Origin of the sequence: Meridianimarinicoccus sp. MJW13 (assembly GCF_014901205.1) — a bacterium.
In the GTDB taxonomy this organism is placed as follows: domain Bacteria; phylum Pseudomonadota; class Alphaproteobacteria; order Rhodobacterales; family Rhodobacteraceae; genus Meridianimarinicoccus.
This window is the reverse complement of record NZ_JACNMU010000003.1, coordinates 334,080-349,342: the sequence shown is the minus strand read 5'-3', so window position 1 is coordinate 349,342 and position 15,263 is coordinate 334,080. Positions and strand designations below refer to the sequence as shown.

Sequence of the window (15,263 nt, the reverse complement as noted above, 5' to 3'; positions counted from 1 at the left end):
GTCCGGGTCAATTGGCCAGTTGGTTGTGTCGGCGTTCCATGAAGGATTTCGCGGTTTCCACGGCCACGGCGGCATCCCGGCAATAGGCGTCGGCCCCGATGGCGCGGCCGAATTCTTCGTTCAGCGGCGCACCGCCCACCAGAACCACATAGTCGTCGCGCAGGCCCTTCTCGACCATCGTGTCGATCACCACTTTCATGTAGGGCATGGTGGTGGTCAGCAGCGCCGACATGCCAAGGATATCGGGCTTTTCGGTTTCCAGCGCGTCCAGATAGGCTTCGACCGCGTTGTTGATGCCCAGATCGACCACCTCGAACCCGGCGCCTTCCATCATCATCGACACAAGGTTCTTGCCGATGTCGTGGATGTCGCCCTTCACGGTGCCGATCACCATCTTGCCAACGCGCGGCGCACCGGTTTCGATCAGCAGCGGTTTCAGGATTGCCATGCCGCCCTTCATGGCGTTGGCGGCCAGCAGCACCTCGGGTACGAAGAGGATCCCGTCGCGGAAGTCGCGGCCGACGATGGTCATGCCGCCAACCAGTGCTTCGGTCAGGATGCGATACGGCGCCCAGCCGCGGGACAGCAGGATGTTGACGCCTTCCTCGATCTCCTCCTTGAGGCCATCGTAGAGGTCATCGAACATCTGCTCGACCAATTCGTCGTCGGCCAGTTCGGACAGGATGATGTCGTCGTCTTCACTCATGGCGGCGTATCCCGGATCGGGGGTTACTCTTTCCACCATGTTTTCGTGATATCGGGGCCGCGGACTGTCTGGTTCGCGACACCTGTACCGGCGTTCCCGACCTCAGGTAGGGCTTCTGCGCCGCCGACCGCGCCCGCGCGAGGGGATCGGTGTGCTGTCGAGCCCGTCGCTGGCCGAGGAAAATGCCCCAAGCGCGCCGGCGATGTCATCCAGGCTGGGCCGGGGGCCGGGGGTGGCGTCTTCCAGTGCGGCGCGCATGGCGCGCAGGTGATCGGGGGTGGTGCCACAGCACCCGCCGATGATGGTGGCGCCGCTGTGCAAGGCCAGCACGGCGTAGCGCGCCATCAGGTCGGGCGTGCCATCATAGTGGATATGGCCATCGACATATTTCGGAATGCCCGCATTGCCCTTGGCGATGACCGGGGTTTCCGGCCCCTGCGCGGTGATCCCCAGAACCGTGCGCAGCAGGTCGGATGCGCCGACGCCGCAATTGGCGCCGAAGGCCAGCGGCTTGTGTTGCATCCGGTCGATCATCTTGGCCAGATCGGCGGCGGTCAGCCCCATCATGGTGCGCCCGGCGGTGTCGAAACTCATGGTGCCACACCACGGCATCCCGACCCGTTCGGCGGCCTCGGCGGCGGCCTTGTATTCCTCGGCGGCCGAGATCGTCTCCATCCACAGAACATCGGCGCCGCCGGCCTTCAGCCCCTCGGCCTGTTCGTGGAAGATCTCGACGGCCAGCGCATGGGTCAGCTGGCCCATGGGGGCCATGATCTCGCCGGTGGGGCCCATCGAGCCTGCGACGACGACCTTGTGGTCAGCGGCATCGGCCACCTCGCGGCCCAGTTCGGCGGCTACGCGCGACAACTCGTGGGATCGGTGGCCCATGTCGTGCAGCTTCAACCGGGCACGGTTGCTGCCGAAACTGTTGGTCAGGAACAGGTCGCTGCCCGCCTCGACCGCGCCGCGATACAACGCCCGGATCTTGTCGGGCTGGGTCTCGTTCCACATCTCGGGCGCATCGCCGGACGACAGCCCCATGTTGAAAAGGTTGGTGCCGGTGGCCCCATCGGCCAGGATCCAGTCCCGCGTGGCAAGAAGATCGGAGAGCGCGTCGGGCAAGGGTACCTCCCAGGGTCAGGCATCAACGGCAAAAGCCCGCACGGGCGGGCTTTCTTCTATACAGCGGCCACCAGGGCCGCAGGGCAAGGCCCTTTCGCTCAGGCCTCGTCGCCGAAGACCTTCTTGCGTGCTACTTCAAGGGATTCTTCCATCTTCGCACGGATGGTGGCCTCGTCAGCAACATCTTTCAGGTCGGCAACCAGCTTGCGCACCACCACTTCGGGGCCCGGTTCCGAGAAATCGGCCTTGATCAGGTCCTTGGCATAGAGGGCCGCTTCGGCGGTGCTCATGCCCAATTTTTCGGCGGCCCAATAGGCGATCTGCTTGTTCCGCAGCGATTCCGACAGGAATTCAAGCTCTGCTTCATGGGCGAACTTGTTTTCAAAGGCGCTTTCGCGTTCGTCGAATGTGGTCATCGGGGGTCTCCGCACGGTCGTTGTTGCCCCGGTTATGCAAGCTATGGCCAGATGCCACAAGGGGCAGGGCGGCGCTCGCCTTGCGACACTTACGGCATTGGCATATACGCCCGATACCCGGCGCGAACCGTCGCGCCCCTCATGTCAGATCGGAGACCCCATGGCACGCCGCAAGAAGATCTATGAAGGCAAAGCCAAGATTCTCTATGAAGGCCCCGAGCCCGGCACCTATGTGCAGTATTTCAAGGATGATGCCACCGCCTTCAACGCGGCCAAGCATGACATCATCGACGGCAAGGGCGTGCTGAACAACCGGCTGTCCGAGTTCTTCATGAACGGATTGAACGAGGTCGGGGTGCCGACTCATTTCATCCGTCGGCTGAACATGCGCGAACAGTTGATCCGGCAGGTCGAGATCATCCCGCTGGAAGTCATCGTGCGCAACCGCGCAGCGGGTTCGCTCAGCAAGCGTCTGGGCATTCCCGAGGGCAAGGTGCTGCCGCGCCCGATGGTCGAATTCTGCTACAAGGATGACGGGCTGGGCGATCCGCTGGTCACCGAGGAAAACATCGCCACCTTCGGCTGGGCCAGCCAGCAGGATCTGGACGACATGGTATCGCTGGCGCTGCGGGTGAACGACTTCCTGTCGGGCGTCTTCATGGCCGTCGGCATCCGCCTGATCGACTTCAAGATCGAGATCGGTCGCGTCTACGACGGCGACTATCAGCGCCTGATCCTGGCCGACGAGATCAGCCCGGACAGCTGCCGCCTGTGGGACATCGAAACCGGCCGCAAACTGGACAAGGACGTGTTCCGGCAGGATCTGGGCAGCCTGTCCGATGCCTATTCCGAACTGGCCCGGCGTCTGGGGGTTCTGCCCTCGAACTCCACGCCCATCACCAAACCGACACTGATCAACTGAGGCCGACGATGAAAGCTACCGTGCATGTCATGCTGAAACAGGGGGTTCTTGACCCCCAGGGCGAAGCGGTGCGTCATGCCCTTGGCACGCTGGGGTTCGACGGGGTCGAAGGGGTCCGCCAGGGCAAGATCATCGAACTGGACCTGACGGGCGAAGATCGCGACGCGGCACATGATCAGGTGACCCGCATGTGCGAAAAACTGCTCGCCAACACGGTGATCGAAAGCTACCGGATCGAGATCGCCTGATGCGCGCCGCTGTCATCGTCTTCCCCGGTTCGAACTGTGACCGGGATCTGGCCGTCGCCTTCGAGGCCTTCGGTGGGCAGAAGCCCGCGATGGTCTGGCACAAGGACACCGAACTGCCCGCAGGCATCGACATCGTCGGGGTGCCGGGCGGATTTTCGCACGGGGATTACCTGCGCTGCGGCGCGATTGCCGCGCAGGCGCCGATCACCCGCGCGGTGGCCGATTTCGCCGCAAAAGGCGGCATGGTGCTGGGCATCTGCAACGGCTTCCAGGTGCTGACCGAAAGCGGCATCCTGCCCGGTGCACTGATGCGCAATGCCGGGATCAAGTTCGTCTGCAAGCCGGTTCCGCTGGACGTGGTCACCACCGACAGCCCGTTCACCGCCGATCTTGAGGCAGGCAGCCAGATCGAAATTCCGGTGTCGCACCACGATGGCAATTATTTCGCCGATACCGAGGTGCTGGCCCGCCTGAAGGGCGAAGATCGCGTGGCCTTCCGCTATGCCACCGACATCAACGGTTCGATGGACCGCATCGCCGGCATCCTGTCGGAAAACCGCCGGGTGCTGGGAATGATGCCGCATCCCGAGCGTGCCATTGATCCACTTCACAGCGGCACCGACGGCGCGGCGATTTTCTCGTCGATCATGTCCAGCCTGGCCACCGCCTAGGCGAAGACCTGCCGCAAGTGGTGGCGGGCATCCGCCACCACCCCCATGTTCCTTTTGCAACGTCAGCACGGGTGGGGCAGGCTAGGGCATGACAAGCGAAAGCCGCAATTCTCACATGACGGGCAGGTTTGACTCGGGGCTTTGGCGGCCACGGGTCTTTCTGGGTTTTCTGGCCATCATCGCAGCGGTGGTAATCTGGGTCACCATCGTGGTGCTCAGCGCCCGCACCGTGGCCGAGATTCGCGCCGAATCCGAGGTGCGGCTGGCGCTGTTTTCCGGCAACGTGATGTCCGAATTGCGGCGAAGCTCGATCGTGCCGCAGCTTCTGGCCCGCGACCCGCATCTGACCTCGGCGCTGGCGGCGGGGGATTTCTCGCAAAGCACGCAACGCCTGATCGAATACCGCGACGAGATCGGGGCCGCCCGGCTGCTGCTGCTGGATGTGGATGGCCGCACTGTGGCCTCCAGCGACCGGCTGGAGCTTGGCACGATCCACCGGACCGATCCCTACCTTGTGAATGCGCTGCGGTCGAACACGACGGTGTTCAACTCGCAACTGGATGAGCTGGGGCTGCCGATCTTCACTTATTCGCGCAAGGTCACCCAGGGCAATGACGTTCTGGGCGTCATCGTGGTCAGTGTCGATCTGAAGAAATACGAACGCAGCTGGGCTGGTATTGCCGAGGCGCTGATCGTCACCGACAGCAGTGGCGCCATCCTGCTGACCACGGACTCGCGCTGGCGCAACAAGACCGAGGAAGAAGCCCTGGCGCTGGGGACCGAGCAGGCCAAGACCTGGACCAACCTGCGCACCGCCTGGCTGACCCTCTCCGGGGCGACCGATACGGTGGTGCATGGCCTCCCGGTGATCCGCTCCGAGGCGCGGATCCCGTTCCAGGGATGGCGCATCGTCGGCTATTCGTCCCATGAAACCGTGCGCGAGCGCGTGGCCACGGCGGTGGCCATCGAGGTCATGGCCTTCGCCATCCTTGCCGCCACCCTGTTCTACACCACCTCGCGGCAGGCCGAACGCCGCTCGGCCCGCTTGCAGAAGGAATCGTCGGAACTGCGCAAGCTGAACGTGTTGCTGCAACGCGAAATCGCCGAACGCCAGAAAGCCGAGAAAAACCTTGAAGTGGCCGAACAGACCATCGCGCAATCGTCGAAACTGGCCGCATTGGGCGAAATGTCGGCGGCGGTCAGCCACGAATTGAATCAGCCGCTGGCCGCGATGAAAACCTATCTGGCCGGGGCCCGCCTGCTGATCAGCCGCAAGCGCACCGAAGAGGCGGTGTCCTCGTTGCAGCGCATCAACGATCTGATCGACCGCATGGGCGCGATTACGCGCCAGTTGAAATCCTATGCCTCGAAGAACACCGAAACCCTGGGCAAGGTGGACATGCGCGAGGCGGTGACCTCGTCGCTGTCGATGATGGAGCCGCAACTGCGCCAGCTTCAGATCGAAGTCTCGGTCAGCCTGCCCGAAGAACCGACGCTGGTTCTGGGCGACCGTTACCGGATGGAACAGGTGATCGTGAACCTGCTGCGCAACGCGGTCGATGCTGCGGCCTCGGTCGATACGCCCGAAATCACAGTTTTGCTGGCCGAGGGCGATCACGTTTCGCTGTCGGTGCTGGACAATGGCGACGGAATCCACGATTTCGACTCATTGTTCGAACCCTTCTACACCACGAAGGATCCCGGCGACGGGCTGGGTCTTGGGCTGGCGATCTCAAGCAGCATCGTCAACGATCTGGGCGGACGCCTGATTGCCCGAAATCGTCCCGAAGGCGGGGCCCTGTTCGAAATGCAACTTCCGGTTTACGGCGAGGATAGCCTGGCCGCCCAATGACGGAGACACGAGGATGAAAGTCGCAATCGTTGATGACGAGCTCGACATGCGCAAGTCCATCAGCCAGTGGCTGTCGCTCTCGGGGTTCGAAACCGAAACCTTCGAAAGCGCCCGCGCGGCATTGGCCAAGGTCGGACCGGGCTATCCCGGGATCGTGCTCAGTGACATCCGGATGCCCGAGATCGACGGCATGATGTTCCTGAAGCGGTTGATGCACCATGACAGTGCGCTGCCGGTGATCCTGATCACCGGTCACGGCGATGTGCCCATGGCGGTCGAGGCGATGCGGATCGGGGCTTTCGACTTTCTGGAAAAGCCCTTCGATCCGGACCGCATGACGGAGATCGTGCAGAAAGCCTGCAACGTGCGGGAAACGGCGCTGAAGAACCGCGCCATCCGCAGCGAATTGTCGGGCGGGTCGTCCGCAGTGTCGAACCTGATCGGCGCCAGCGCCGCGATGCAGGCGCTGCGGGACGAGATCCTCGACGTGGGGCAGGCCGATGGTCACGTGCTGATCGAGGGCGAGACCGGCACCGGCAAGTCGCTGGTAGCCCGTGCCCTGCATGCGGTCGGCGCGCGCGCTTCGCGGCCGCTGGTGCAGGTGTTCTGTGGCCAGCATGACGAAGACAGCCTGATGGCCCGTCTGTTCGGCGGTGCCGACGGTCTGGCCGTCGACAATCCGCCGGCGGTGCAGGAAGCCCGTGGCGGCACCTTGCTGCTGGAAGACATCCAGCTGATGCCCGCCGCGGTCCAGACCCGTCTGGGCGCCTATATCAGCGATCCGGCGCAAGAGGCGATGCCGCGCATCCTGTCGGTTTGCGGACAGACCGTGGAAGGCCTGCCCTGCGATCAGGCCCTGACCGCCGATCTGTTCCATCGGCTTGCCTCGCTTAAGTTGAGCCTGCCGCCGCTGCGCACCCGGGGTGACGACATCCTGATGCTGTTCGCGGAATTCTCGAAAAGCTTCGGCGAGGAATACGGTACCGAAGCCCCGCAACTGACCGCACAGGAAGCCGCGCAGTTCCTGCAGGCGCCCTGGCCGGGCAATGTGCGCCAGTTGATGAACGTGGCCGAACGCGCGGTTCTGCAGGCGCGACGCGGCGGCGGGTCGATCACCTCGCTTCTGATTTCCGACAACGAAGCGGTGTCGGTTCCTTTAACCCAGGAAGGCAAGCCGCTGAAAAAGCACGTGGAAGCCTTCGAGCGCATGTTGATCGACAACACCCTGCGCCGGCACAGCGGGGCCGTGGCCAAGGTCATGGACGAATTGTGCCTGCCGCGCCGGACCCTGAACGAGAAGATGGCGAAATACGGGTTGGTCCGCAGCGACTATACCTGAACACCGTGGCGGTGTTGCATCGAGAAAACTCTGTTTGAGCCATTGTCATTTCACACTTGACGGGTTTAATGAGACATCGGGGCCAAGCGCCCCGAGAGATTTCCCTGCCTTTGCGCTGACCGACCCTTTCGGACCGGGCGCCACAGGCAGACGAAAGACAGCCCCCCTGGGGTAGTATCACGGCCCATCATCAGGCTTCTGCCGCATGGGTTTTCAACGGCGCAGCACGCGCCAAGGACCAGAATGCGATGCATTGCGCACGGAACATGACTGACGCAGCGACGGCCCGGATGGCCGGCCGCGTGTGGCGGCATGGGACTGGGGCAGGCGTCGCCGCAACTAGACACCCCCACCGCAGGCCAGAGCAGATTGCCCACGCGCCTCCGCCGGGTCGGTGCAAAGAGATTACATGGCTAAGAAAATGCTTATCGACGCAACGCATGCGGAAGAGACCCGCGTCGTTGTTGTTGACGGAAACAAGGTCGAGGAATTCGACTTTGAATCGGAGAACAAGCGCCAGATTGCTGGCAACATCTATCTAGCAAAGGTTACGCGGGTCGAACCGTCGCTTCAGGCGGCCTTTGTGGACTATGGCGGAAACCGTCACGGGTTTCTGGCGTTCTCGGAAATCCATCCCGACTATTACCAGATCCCGGTCGCGGATCGCGAGGCGCTGCTGGCCGAGGAACAGGCCTATGCCGATCAGATGCGCGACAATGACGCCGAGGACGGGGAAGAAGAAAAACCTTCGAAACCCCGCCGCTCGCGCACGCGGTCGCGTCGGAAGTCCGACAAATCGAAGGATGCCAATTCTGACACGCCGGTGACCGAGGCTGCGGCCGCGGTTGAGCCCGCGATTCCGGGCATGGATGTGGTCGATCTGGGCGAAGATGACCAGACGCAGGACGCAGCCACGCTGGTGGACGATCTGCCCGCCAAGGTGGATGCCGAGGCTGACGTGACCGTGGACACCGCCGAGGTTGCCCCCGCATCCGAGGCCGAAAGCACTGCCCCCGAAGTGGAGCCTGCCGCCGCCCCCGAGGTTGTTGCCGCCGCCGCCCCCGAGGTTGATGCCGCCCCCGAGACCGTTGACGTTGCCGTGCAGGCAGAGACGCCGCAGGACGAAGTTGCGCCGCAGGCCGACACCCCCGAGAACTCCGAAGACGCTCCGGCAACGGAAACTCCCGCTCCCGCAGATGACGCCGCACCTGAAGAGACCCCCGACACCGACGGCCCGCGCTCCATCGCGGCCAGCACCCCGTCGGACGTGGTGACCAGTGCCGATCCGGAAACCCTGAAAGACACCGACGACGATACCCCGGCGGCCGAGGTGGCCGACGAGCCGGCCGATTCGCTGCCGCCGCTGGCCGATGCCGCCGCGGATGATGACGCCGAACTGCCCATCGAAACGCCCGTCGAAGAAGTCGAGTCCAAGGACGGAGACGATCAGATCGAAGACGTGGCCGATGATGACACGGTCGAGGACATTCGCCCGCCGCGCCGCCCGCGTCCGCGTCGCTACAAGATCCAGGAAGTGGTCAAGGTCCGCCAGATCATGCTGGTGCAAGTGGTCAAGGAAGAACGCGGCAACAAGGGCGCGGCCCTGACCACCTATCTGTCGCTGGCCGGCCGTTATTGCGTGTTGATGCCCAACACCGCCCGTGGCGGCGGCATCAGCCGCAAGATCACCAACGTCGCTGACCGCAAGAAGCTGAAACAGATCGCCGCCGAGATTGACGTGCCCAAGGGCGCGGGCCTGATCGTGCGCACCGCCGGTGCCAAGCGCACCAAGGCCGAGATCAAGCGCGACTATGAATACCTGCAACGCCTGTGGGAACAGATCCGCGAACTGACGCTGAAGTCGGTCGCGCCCGCGAAGATCTATGAAGAAGGCGACCTGATCAAACGCACAATCCGCGACATCTACAACCGCGAGATCGACGAGGTTCTGGTGGAAGGCGAAGGTGGCTATCGCATCGCCAAGGACTTCATGAAGATGATCATGCCGTCCCACGCCAAGAACGTGAAACACTACAACGAACCGATGCCGCTGTTCTCGCGGTTCCAGGTGGAAACCTACCTGAGCGAGATGTTCAATCCGACCGTGCGCCTGAAATCCGGCGGCTACATCGTGATCGGTGTGACCGAGGCGCTGGTGGCCGTGGATGTGAACTCGGGCAAGGCGACCAAGGAAGGCTCGATCGAGGAAACCGCGCTCAAGACCAACCTGGAAGCCGCCGAGGAAGTGGCGCGCCAGTGCCGCCTGCGCGACCTTGCCGGTCTGATCGTCATCGACTTCATCGACATGGAAGAGCGCAAGAACAACGCTGCCGTCGAGAAGCGTCTGAAAGACAAGCTGAAGACCGACCGCGCCCGTATCCAGGTGGGCCGGATCTCGGGGTTCGGCCTGCTGGAAATGTCGCGTCAGCGTCTGCGTCCCGGCATGATCGAGGCCACGACCCAGCCTTGCGCCCATTGCCACGGCACCGGCCTGGTGCGGTCGGACGACAACGTCTCGCTGGCAATTCTGCGGGAGTTGGAGGACGAAGGCACGCGCAACCGCTCGCGCGAGGTGCTGGTGAAAGCCCCGGTGGTCATCGCCAACTACCTGATGAACGCCAAGCGCGAACACATCGCCCATATCGAGACGCGTTACGGCATGGCCGTTCGGGTCGAGGCGGATGTGACCCTGATCAGCCCCGACTACTCGGTCGAGAAGTTCAAGACCGCCACCCGCAAGGTGGAAGTCGCAGCACCCGTGATCTCGATCGACATGTCGAACATGCCCGAGTTCGAGGAAGAGGATGACATCGTCGAGGAGGCCGAAGATGTCACCGTCGAGGCCACCCCCGAGACCCAGCCCGAGGGCGAGCAAGAGCGGACCGAAGCCCGCGAGGATGGAGACGACAAGCCGCGTAAGCGCCGTCGTCGCCGGCGTCGTCGGCGCGGCAATGGTGCCAACGGCGAAAACGGCGAGGCCACTGCGGCAAGCGGCGAAGACGCGGCCGCAGATGCTGGGTCCGAATCTGCTGCCGAAGCTCCGCAGCAGGACGATCCGCAGGTCGCGGCGGCCCCCGTCGATGCCGCACCGCAGGACACGGCAGAGGAAACCCCTCTGACAGAGCCCGAGGCCACACCGGCAGAGGAAACTCCGGCTGTTGTTGCCGAGGTGATCGAGGTTCAAACCGAGGCCGAACCCGCGCCCCAGATGGATGTCGTACCGCAGGCTGATCCTGCCCCGCTGGACAATCCGGCGCCGCAGACCGATGCCGCCCCGGCAGTGGTCCCGCTTGCCGAGGCAGATCTGGCCGAAGCGGTGATCAATGGCGCCACGGTCGAACCGGATGCACCTGAAGAAAGCCCCCCTGCGCCGGACACCGCCCCGGAACCGGAGGCCGAGCCCACTCCGGCCCCGGCCATCCTTGCGGAACCGGTGGTCGAGGAGACCGCTGAAAGCGCGCCCGCAGAGGACGCACCGGCAGAACCGGCCAAGCCGAAAAAGCGCGGATGGTGGTCGGCGGGTCTCTGACCCGCGCCGTCTATCCCTTGCGGATCAGGTAGCGCGTCACCGCGCCTTCGCTGGACTGCGACAGCAGATCGTGCCCCGCTTCATTGCAGAAGTGGGGCACATCTATGACCGCTGCAGGATCATCGGCCAGCAGACACAACACCTGCCCGGACGACAGGCCTTGCAGGCGCTTGCGCGCGCGGAGAACGGGCAGGGGGCACAGCAGCCCCAGGGCGTCGACTTCAAGATCATGGGTCATGGCCAACGAAATAATCCGCACCGCGCACAAAGACCACGGGAATGTGACATTCGGCGACGTGACGCCCCTCGGCGCTTGAGATAAGCCAAAGCCATGTTTGGGATCGAAATCATCGACGCAGGGCTGCTGCCCGCCATGGCCGTGGCGCTGGTCGCCGGAATGCTGTCTTTCCTGTCGCCCTGCGTGCTGCCCATCGTGCCGCCGTATCTGGCTTACATGAGCGGCGTGTCGCTGGCCGACCTGTCCGATCGCGAAAGCACCCAACGCAACCGGGCGATCTTGCCCGCGCTGTTCTTCGTGCTGGGTCTGTCCACGGTGTTCCTGTTCCTGGGCTTCACCGCCTCGGCCATCGGGACGCTGTTTCTCAGCTACCAGGGATATTTCAACACCATCGCCGGCATCCTCGTGATGATCTTCGGTGCTCACTTCATCGGCGTTTATCGCATCGGCATTCTGGATCGCGAAGCACGTCTGGATGCCGGGGACCGCGGCGGCTCGGCCCTTGGTGCCTATGTGCTCGGCCTCGCCTTCGCCTTTGGCTGGACGCCCTGCATCGGGCCGCAACTGGGCGCAATCCTGTCGCTGGCCGCGTCCGAAGCCTCGCTCACCCGCGGCACGCTGCTGTTGTCGATCTATGCCATCGGTCTGGGCGTGCCCTTCCTGCTGGTCGCGGCCTTCCTGCCGCGCCTGACCGGTGTGATGGGCTGGATGAAGCGCCATATGGAGCAGATCGAAAAGGTCATGGGCCTGCTGCTATGGACCATCGGCCTGCTGATGCTGACCGGCGGGTTCTCCTCGTTTTCCTATTGGCTGCTGGAGCATTTCCCGGCGTTGGCCGCCCTTGGGTAATCCCAATGCGCCGCTGATTTTGCAAGGCTCGTCCCGGAAGATTCGAAATACCCGGCATGCGTTAATTCCCGCACGTTTTTGGTGAATTTTATTCTTATAGGTTGTCACACGAAATTGAGAGAAGAATGAACGCGGTATAATTTCTCAATTCATCAGGGGCTGCCGGGAAATTCAGTCGCAAATCCCAATTTGTTCTACCTCAAATTTATTCAATAAATTTGATATATTGGAGGGACTTTCAAAAGGGAGGGTCTACCAATGGCAATGCGCATCCTACTTGCGGCAGGGCTGGTCATGAGTGTCTCTGCACCTTCGGCGATCAATGCCGACAACCCCAACTGGAGCGAGGCAAAGAAGCACCAGATCGAAATCAACCGAGAAGCGAATGCCGGCAAGGGCAACGGTGGTGAATTCCGCGGCAGGAAAACGCCGTCTGAGTCCGGCAGGGATCTTGATCCCGGAAATTCCGGCGATCACAATCAGGCCGGTAAAAAGAAATAGCCTGCCTGACGTAATTCCACGGCTGACGTAGATATTTGCCGTAGCTTCTTCTTGGTAAAAATACTCACGGCCAAAAGCCTGCCACTTATTCGGCGGCAGGCTTTGGGAAGCGCGTGTTCCAGAATGTCTCCAGTTCAGGATCTTCCAGCAATTCTCCTGGATCGGTAAAACGATTGCGCTTCCATCCCGTCGAGGTGCCGCGACAGTGCAGCAGGCTGACCTGTGTCTGGTTGGTGAACAGATCCTGCAACGGGCCGCCAATATGATGAACGGCCCAGCCAAAGCGATCCTGTACGCCGCCTGGGCGCAGGCACCACTTGCGGTTGCACGGACGATCCGGGCTGCGGCGAAACCCATGCGCCGCGTGTCCCACGGGGCCATCGGTGTCGGGGTCCGGATAGACCCAGACTCCGTTCAGCGTGGCCATGCCGACCATGTTCCCCACCGCCAAATCGAAAATGCTGGGTGCGTCGTCGGCCTTGCGGGCGATCTCGTCGATGTCCACGCTCAGCACCGCGCGGGCGCGGGCCAGCGGATCGCGCCGCCCGATGTTCAGCATGGCGGTCTGGAAGAACCGCGGGCTGACCTCCAATTTGCGCGACCGGTCGGTCGGGCCATAGGGATAAGGTGCCGAGATCACCGCCGAGCGGGCCAGTCCCCGCACCTGTGACAGCCGCGCGTTCACCTCGGCCAGCGTGTAGTCGGTCGAGCCGTTGTCGAACAGCACGACGCCCTCGGCCCCATGTGTCTGCGCGTAATAGGCGGCCCAGTCGGCGATCCAATCCAGGCGGTTGTTCTTGTTCACCGCCACAAGGCAGTTCAGCCCGGCGAAGCAATCGCCGATGCCATCGCGAAAGGCGACCGGCGCGGTCTCGCCCTGCCAATCCAGCGTCAGGCTGCCGCGCGGGGCATGCACTTCGACCTGTTCACAGCGTAGCCACTTGCGCCGCGTCACTGCCCGCGTCTTTTTCCCGTTGACCCGCAGCCCCTGCCGGAACGGCCTCCAGAGGTTCAGGAACCGCGGGGCGGTGAACAGATAGCTGCGCCGCTCGGCCAGGTAGACGCAATCGTAGTAGAGCGTCGTGCGATCGAACCGCTCCAGGTATTGCTGGGTGCGGCGGTCGGGTTTGCGCACATGGTCGCGCACGATCGGGCCGTCCGGGTCCAGGACCCGGCCGCAGGCCTCGAGGATCAGGTGGTCACTGTGCAAATCCAAGCTCCTTCACCTGCCGCTCCAGATCATCCATCAGGCTCTTCAGTTCCGGATCTTCGCGCAGATCCCCGTTGGCCTTGTGCCGCGCCTTGAACGGATGCCAGCCGGTGGAACAGGCCCGGCAATGGACGATTTCATGCGCTGTGCTTTCGCGGTTCAGCTTGAACGCCTCGCCGCCGACATGATGCACGTACCAGCCCATCTTGCTGAGCAAGCCACGCGGTGCCACACACCATTTGCGCGGCGTGCGAGTGCGTGTCGGGTTGCGCCAGCGATGCGCCCATTGCGGCGACGGGCCCTGGGTGCCCGGCGCGGGATCGGCCCAATAGACCGGCAGCCGCGCCGCCCCCCAGGGTTTCGATGCCGCCCGGTCGAAAACCGAGGTGCCATCGCGGCTGAGCACCAGCTCATCAATATCACAATTCAGCACCGCCCGCGCCTGCCGCAGGAACGACCCGCGCGCCAGGTTCAGCATGGCCGGTTGCAGGAAATTCGGCCGGGTTTCGCCCTTCAGCACCTTGTCGGTGGTGCCATAGGGGTAGGGGGCCGAGGCCACGCAGATGGATTTCAACCCCGGCACCTGCGCCAATGCCCCGGCCAGATCCTCGGGCGTGTAGTCGGTCGAACCATTGTCGAAGATCAACACCCCCTCCAGCCGATGCTGCCGCACATGGTGCAGTGCCCAGGTCTGCACCCAGAGCAGCGGGTTGTTGCGGTTCATGGTCACCGCGCAGTTCAGGGCGGAAAACGGTGGCGCGTCATCGGTTCGGGGCAGAATCTCGGTCACTTCCGAGGGGCCGTGAAACGTCAGTCGGTCATGCATCCCGGCGACCCGGATCTGGGCGTACTTGTCGAAATCCCGGATGCGCAACCGCAGCGGCGCGTCCTGCGCATCGCGCAACCCTTCGGTCAGCACCGGTCGCAGGTTCATCAGCGGTGGGGCGGTGATCAGCAGGTCGCCACGCTCGGGCCGGCGGACGACGTCGTAGAACAGCGTCGTGCGGTCATAGGCCTGCTGATAGTTCTCGGTGTGCCGCGCGGGCGGGCGCATGTGATCCCGCAGCACCGGGCTGTTGGCGGGCAGGGTCAGGCCGACAAGGCGAAGGGTTTCAGGCGCTTGCATGGGTTCCGCAGTTCTGCCGCGCCCCGGTTCGGGTCCGACGGTCGCAAAAGTGGATCGACCGCGACCCTACAGAGGCGGCTTGGAAATGTCATCTGCTGTCACTTGCACCTGTGACCGGGCGCGGGCCAGCGCCTCTTGCGTGTGCGACAGCACGAACAGGCGGATGGCGGTGGCAAGCCCCACTTCCAGCCCGCGCGCCTCATCGACCTGGGCCGCCAGCGCGTTGACCGACAGCCCGTCCTCGATGGCGATCTGGCGGAAGGCATCCCAGAAGGCATCTTCCAGCGACACGCTGGTGGCATGGCCGTGCAGCGTCAGCGAGCGTTTGCGCGGACGGGCCGTCATGCGTCGGTGGCGTCGTCGCGGCGGGCATGATCCAGCAGACGGGTGACTTTTGCGACCTCGGCGTTGTCGCGGGTCTTCTCGGCGCGGGTGCGGCCATGGCTCACCGCATTGGCATCGGCCTGCCGCTTGCGCTCGGCGCGCACCTTGGCCTTGCGAAACCGCGACAGGTTGATGGGGGTGTCCGCCATG

16 protein-coding genes are annotated in these 15,263 nt (G+C 63.5%); 8 read left to right on the top strand and 8 right to left on the bottom strand.

Annotation, left to right across the window (positions count from 1 at the left end):
- Positions 1-7: 7 nt before the first annotated feature.
- The 3 genes from H8B03_RS07310 to H8B03_RS07300 all read right to left on the bottom strand — a co-directional run bounded on the left by H8B03_RS07310 (position 8) and on the right by H8B03_RS07300 (position 2,244).
- A complete protein-coding gene (locus H8B03_RS07310; RefSeq protein ID WP_193141063.1) occupies positions 8-706 on the bottom strand; it encodes a B12-binding domain-containing protein in 699 nt (232 codons plus the stop codon).
- A 102-nt stretch (positions 707-808) separates the two neighbouring features.
- The gene (bmt, locus tag H8B03_RS07305; protein ID WP_193141062.1) at positions 809-1,828 is read right to left on the bottom strand and encodes a betaine--homocysteine S-methyltransferase; all 1,020 of its coding nucleotides are present in this window, start codon (positions 1,826-1,828) and stop codon (positions 809-811) included.
- 98 nt (positions 1,829-1,926) lie between these two features.
- Entirely contained in the window at positions 1,927-2,244 is a 318-nt protein-coding gene (locus H8B03_RS07300) for a DUF1476 domain-containing protein (RefSeq protein ID WP_193141061.1), read from the bottom strand.
- 160 nt (positions 2,245-2,404) lie between these two features.
- Between H8B03_RS07300 and purC the strand changes: the two genes are divergently transcribed.
- From purC to H8B03_RS07270, 6 genes are all read left to right on the top strand, one after another.
- A complete protein-coding gene (gene purC, locus H8B03_RS07295) occupies positions 2,405-3,166 on the top strand; it encodes a phosphoribosylaminoimidazolesuccinocarboxamide synthase (protein WP_193141060.1) in 762 nt (253 codons plus the stop codon).
- An 8-nt stretch (positions 3,167-3,174) separates the two neighbouring features.
- On the top strand, positions 3,175-3,414 hold the full coding sequence (purS, locus tag H8B03_RS07290; protein ID WP_193141059.1) for a phosphoribosylformylglycinamidine synthase subunit PurS: 240 nt from the start codon (positions 3,175-3,177) through the stop codon (positions 3,412-3,414).
- Entirely contained in the window at positions 3,414-4,085 is a 672-nt protein-coding gene (purQ, locus tag H8B03_RS07285) for a phosphoribosylformylglycinamidine synthase subunit PurQ (protein ID WP_193141058.1), read from the top strand. The genes purS and purQ overlap by 1 nt, the downstream gene beginning before the upstream one ends.
- Before the next feature lie 115 nt (positions 4,086-4,200).
- Positions 4,201-5,937 (top strand): ATP-binding protein, encoded by a 1,737-nt coding sequence (locus tag H8B03_RS07280; protein WP_226925762.1) that lies wholly within the window; start codon positions 4,201-4,203, stop codon positions 5,935-5,937.
- A gap of 13 nt (positions 5,938-5,950) precedes the next feature.
- Positions 5,951-7,276 carry a sigma-54 dependent transcriptional regulator gene (locus tag H8B03_RS07275; protein WP_193141056.1) on the top strand — a complete coding sequence of 442 codons (1,326 nt, stop codon included), beginning with the start codon at positions 5,951-5,953 and terminating at the stop codon, positions 7,274-7,276.
- A 409-nt stretch (positions 7,277-7,685) separates the two neighbouring features.
- Complete coding sequence (locus H8B03_RS07270; protein WP_193141055.1) at positions 7,686-10,805, top strand: ribonuclease E/G; 3,120 nt, start codon at positions 7,686-7,688, stop codon at positions 10,803-10,805.
- A 10-nt stretch (positions 10,806-10,815) separates the two neighbouring features.
- Here H8B03_RS07270 and H8B03_RS07265 read toward each other — a convergent pair whose 3' ends face one another.
- Positions 10,816-11,043, bottom strand: a complete 228-nt coding sequence (locus H8B03_RS07265; protein WP_193141054.1) for a sulfurtransferase TusA family protein — start codon at positions 11,041-11,043, stop codon at positions 10,816-10,818.
- Between the two features lie 93 nt (positions 11,044-11,136).
- Between H8B03_RS07265 and H8B03_RS07260 the strand changes: the two genes are divergently transcribed.
- Entirely contained in the window at positions 11,137-11,892 is a 756-nt protein-coding gene (locus H8B03_RS07260; RefSeq protein WP_193141053.1) for a cytochrome c biogenesis CcdA family protein, read from the top strand.
- Between the two features lie 258 nt (positions 11,893-12,150).
- The gene (locus tag H8B03_RS07255) at positions 12,151-12,393 is read left to right on the top strand and encodes a hypothetical protein (RefSeq protein WP_193141052.1); all 243 of its coding nucleotides are present in this window, start codon (positions 12,151-12,153) and stop codon (positions 12,391-12,393) included.
- A gap of 85 nt (positions 12,394-12,478) precedes the next feature.
- Here the strand turns inward: H8B03_RS07255 and H8B03_RS07250 are convergent, their stop codons facing one another.
- The 4 genes from H8B03_RS07250 to H8B03_RS07235 all read right to left on the bottom strand — a co-directional run bounded on the left by H8B03_RS07250 (position 12,479) and on the right by H8B03_RS07235 (position 15,262).
- The gene (locus H8B03_RS07250; RefSeq protein WP_193141051.1) at positions 12,479-13,603 is read right to left on the bottom strand and encodes a hypothetical protein; all 1,125 of its coding nucleotides are present in this window, start codon (positions 13,601-13,603) and stop codon (positions 12,479-12,481) included.
- Entirely contained in the window at positions 13,593-14,729 is a 1,137-nt protein-coding gene (locus tag H8B03_RS07245; protein WP_193141050.1) for a hypothetical protein, read from the bottom strand. Before H8B03_RS07245 ends, H8B03_RS07250 begins: the two co-directional genes overlap by 11 nt.
- Positions 14,730-14,795: 66 nt before the next feature.
- Positions 14,796-15,074: a ribbon-helix-helix domain-containing protein gene (locus H8B03_RS07240; RefSeq protein WP_193141049.1), complete on the bottom strand. Its 279-nt coding sequence runs from the start codon at positions 15,072-15,074 to the stop codon at positions 14,796-14,798.
- Entirely contained in the window at positions 15,071-15,262 is a 192-nt protein-coding gene (locus tag H8B03_RS07235) for a DUF4169 family protein (RefSeq protein WP_193141048.1), read from the bottom strand. Before H8B03_RS07235 ends, H8B03_RS07240 begins: the two co-directional genes overlap by 4 nt.
- Position 15,263: the final 1 nt, after the last annotated feature.

Bases quoted from the DNA above. Each gene is read 5' to 3' on its own strand.
- H8B03_RS07235 (WP_193141048.1), bottom strand. From the start codon at position 15,262: ATGGCGGACACCCCCATCAACCTGTCGCGGTTTCGCAAGGCCAAGGTG.
- H8B03_RS07265 (WP_193141054.1), bottom strand. From the start codon at position 11,043: ATGACCCATGATCTTGAAGTCGACGCCCTGGGGCTGCTGTGCCCCCTG.
- H8B03_RS07300 (WP_193141061.1), bottom strand. From the start codon at position 2,244: ATGACCACATTCGACGAACGCGAAAGCGCCTTTGAAAACAAGTTCGCC.
- H8B03_RS07280 (WP_226925762.1), top strand. From the start codon at position 4,201: ATGACGGGCAGGTTTGACTCGGGGCTTTGGCGGCCACGGGTCTTTCTG.
- H8B03_RS07275 (WP_193141056.1), top strand. From the start codon at position 5,951: ATGAAAGTCGCAATCGTTGATGACGAGCTCGACATGCGCAAGTCCATC.
- H8B03_RS07240 (WP_193141049.1), bottom strand. From the start codon at position 15,074: ATGACGGCCCGTCCGCGCAAACGCTCGCTGACGCTGCACGGCCATGCC.
- H8B03_RS07260 (WP_193141053.1), top strand. From the start codon at position 11,137: ATGTTTGGGATCGAAATCATCGACGCAGGGCTGCTGCCCGCCATGGCC.
- H8B03_RS07255 (WP_193141052.1), top strand. From the start codon at position 12,151: ATGGCAATGCGCATCCTACTTGCGGCAGGGCTGGTCATGAGTGTCTCT.
- purS (WP_193141059.1), top strand. From the start codon at position 3,175: ATGAAAGCTACCGTGCATGTCATGCTGAAACAGGGGGTTCTTGACCCC.
- purQ (WP_193141058.1), top strand. From the start codon at position 3,414: ATGCGCGCCGCTGTCATCGTCTTCCCCGGTTCGAACTGTGACCGGGAT.
- purC (WP_193141060.1), top strand. From the start codon at position 2,405: ATGGCACGCCGCAAGAAGATCTATGAAGGCAAAGCCAAGATTCTCTAT.
- H8B03_RS07270 (WP_193141055.1), top strand. From the start codon at position 7,686: ATGGCTAAGAAAATGCTTATCGACGCAACGCATGCGGAAGAGACCCGC.
- H8B03_RS07310 (WP_193141063.1), bottom strand. From the start codon at position 706: ATGAGTGAAGACGACGACATCATCCTGTCCGAACTGGCCGACGACGAA.
- H8B03_RS07245 (WP_193141050.1), bottom strand. From the start codon at position 14,729: ATGCAAGCGCCTGAAACCCTTCGCCTTGTCGGCCTGACCCTGCCCGCC.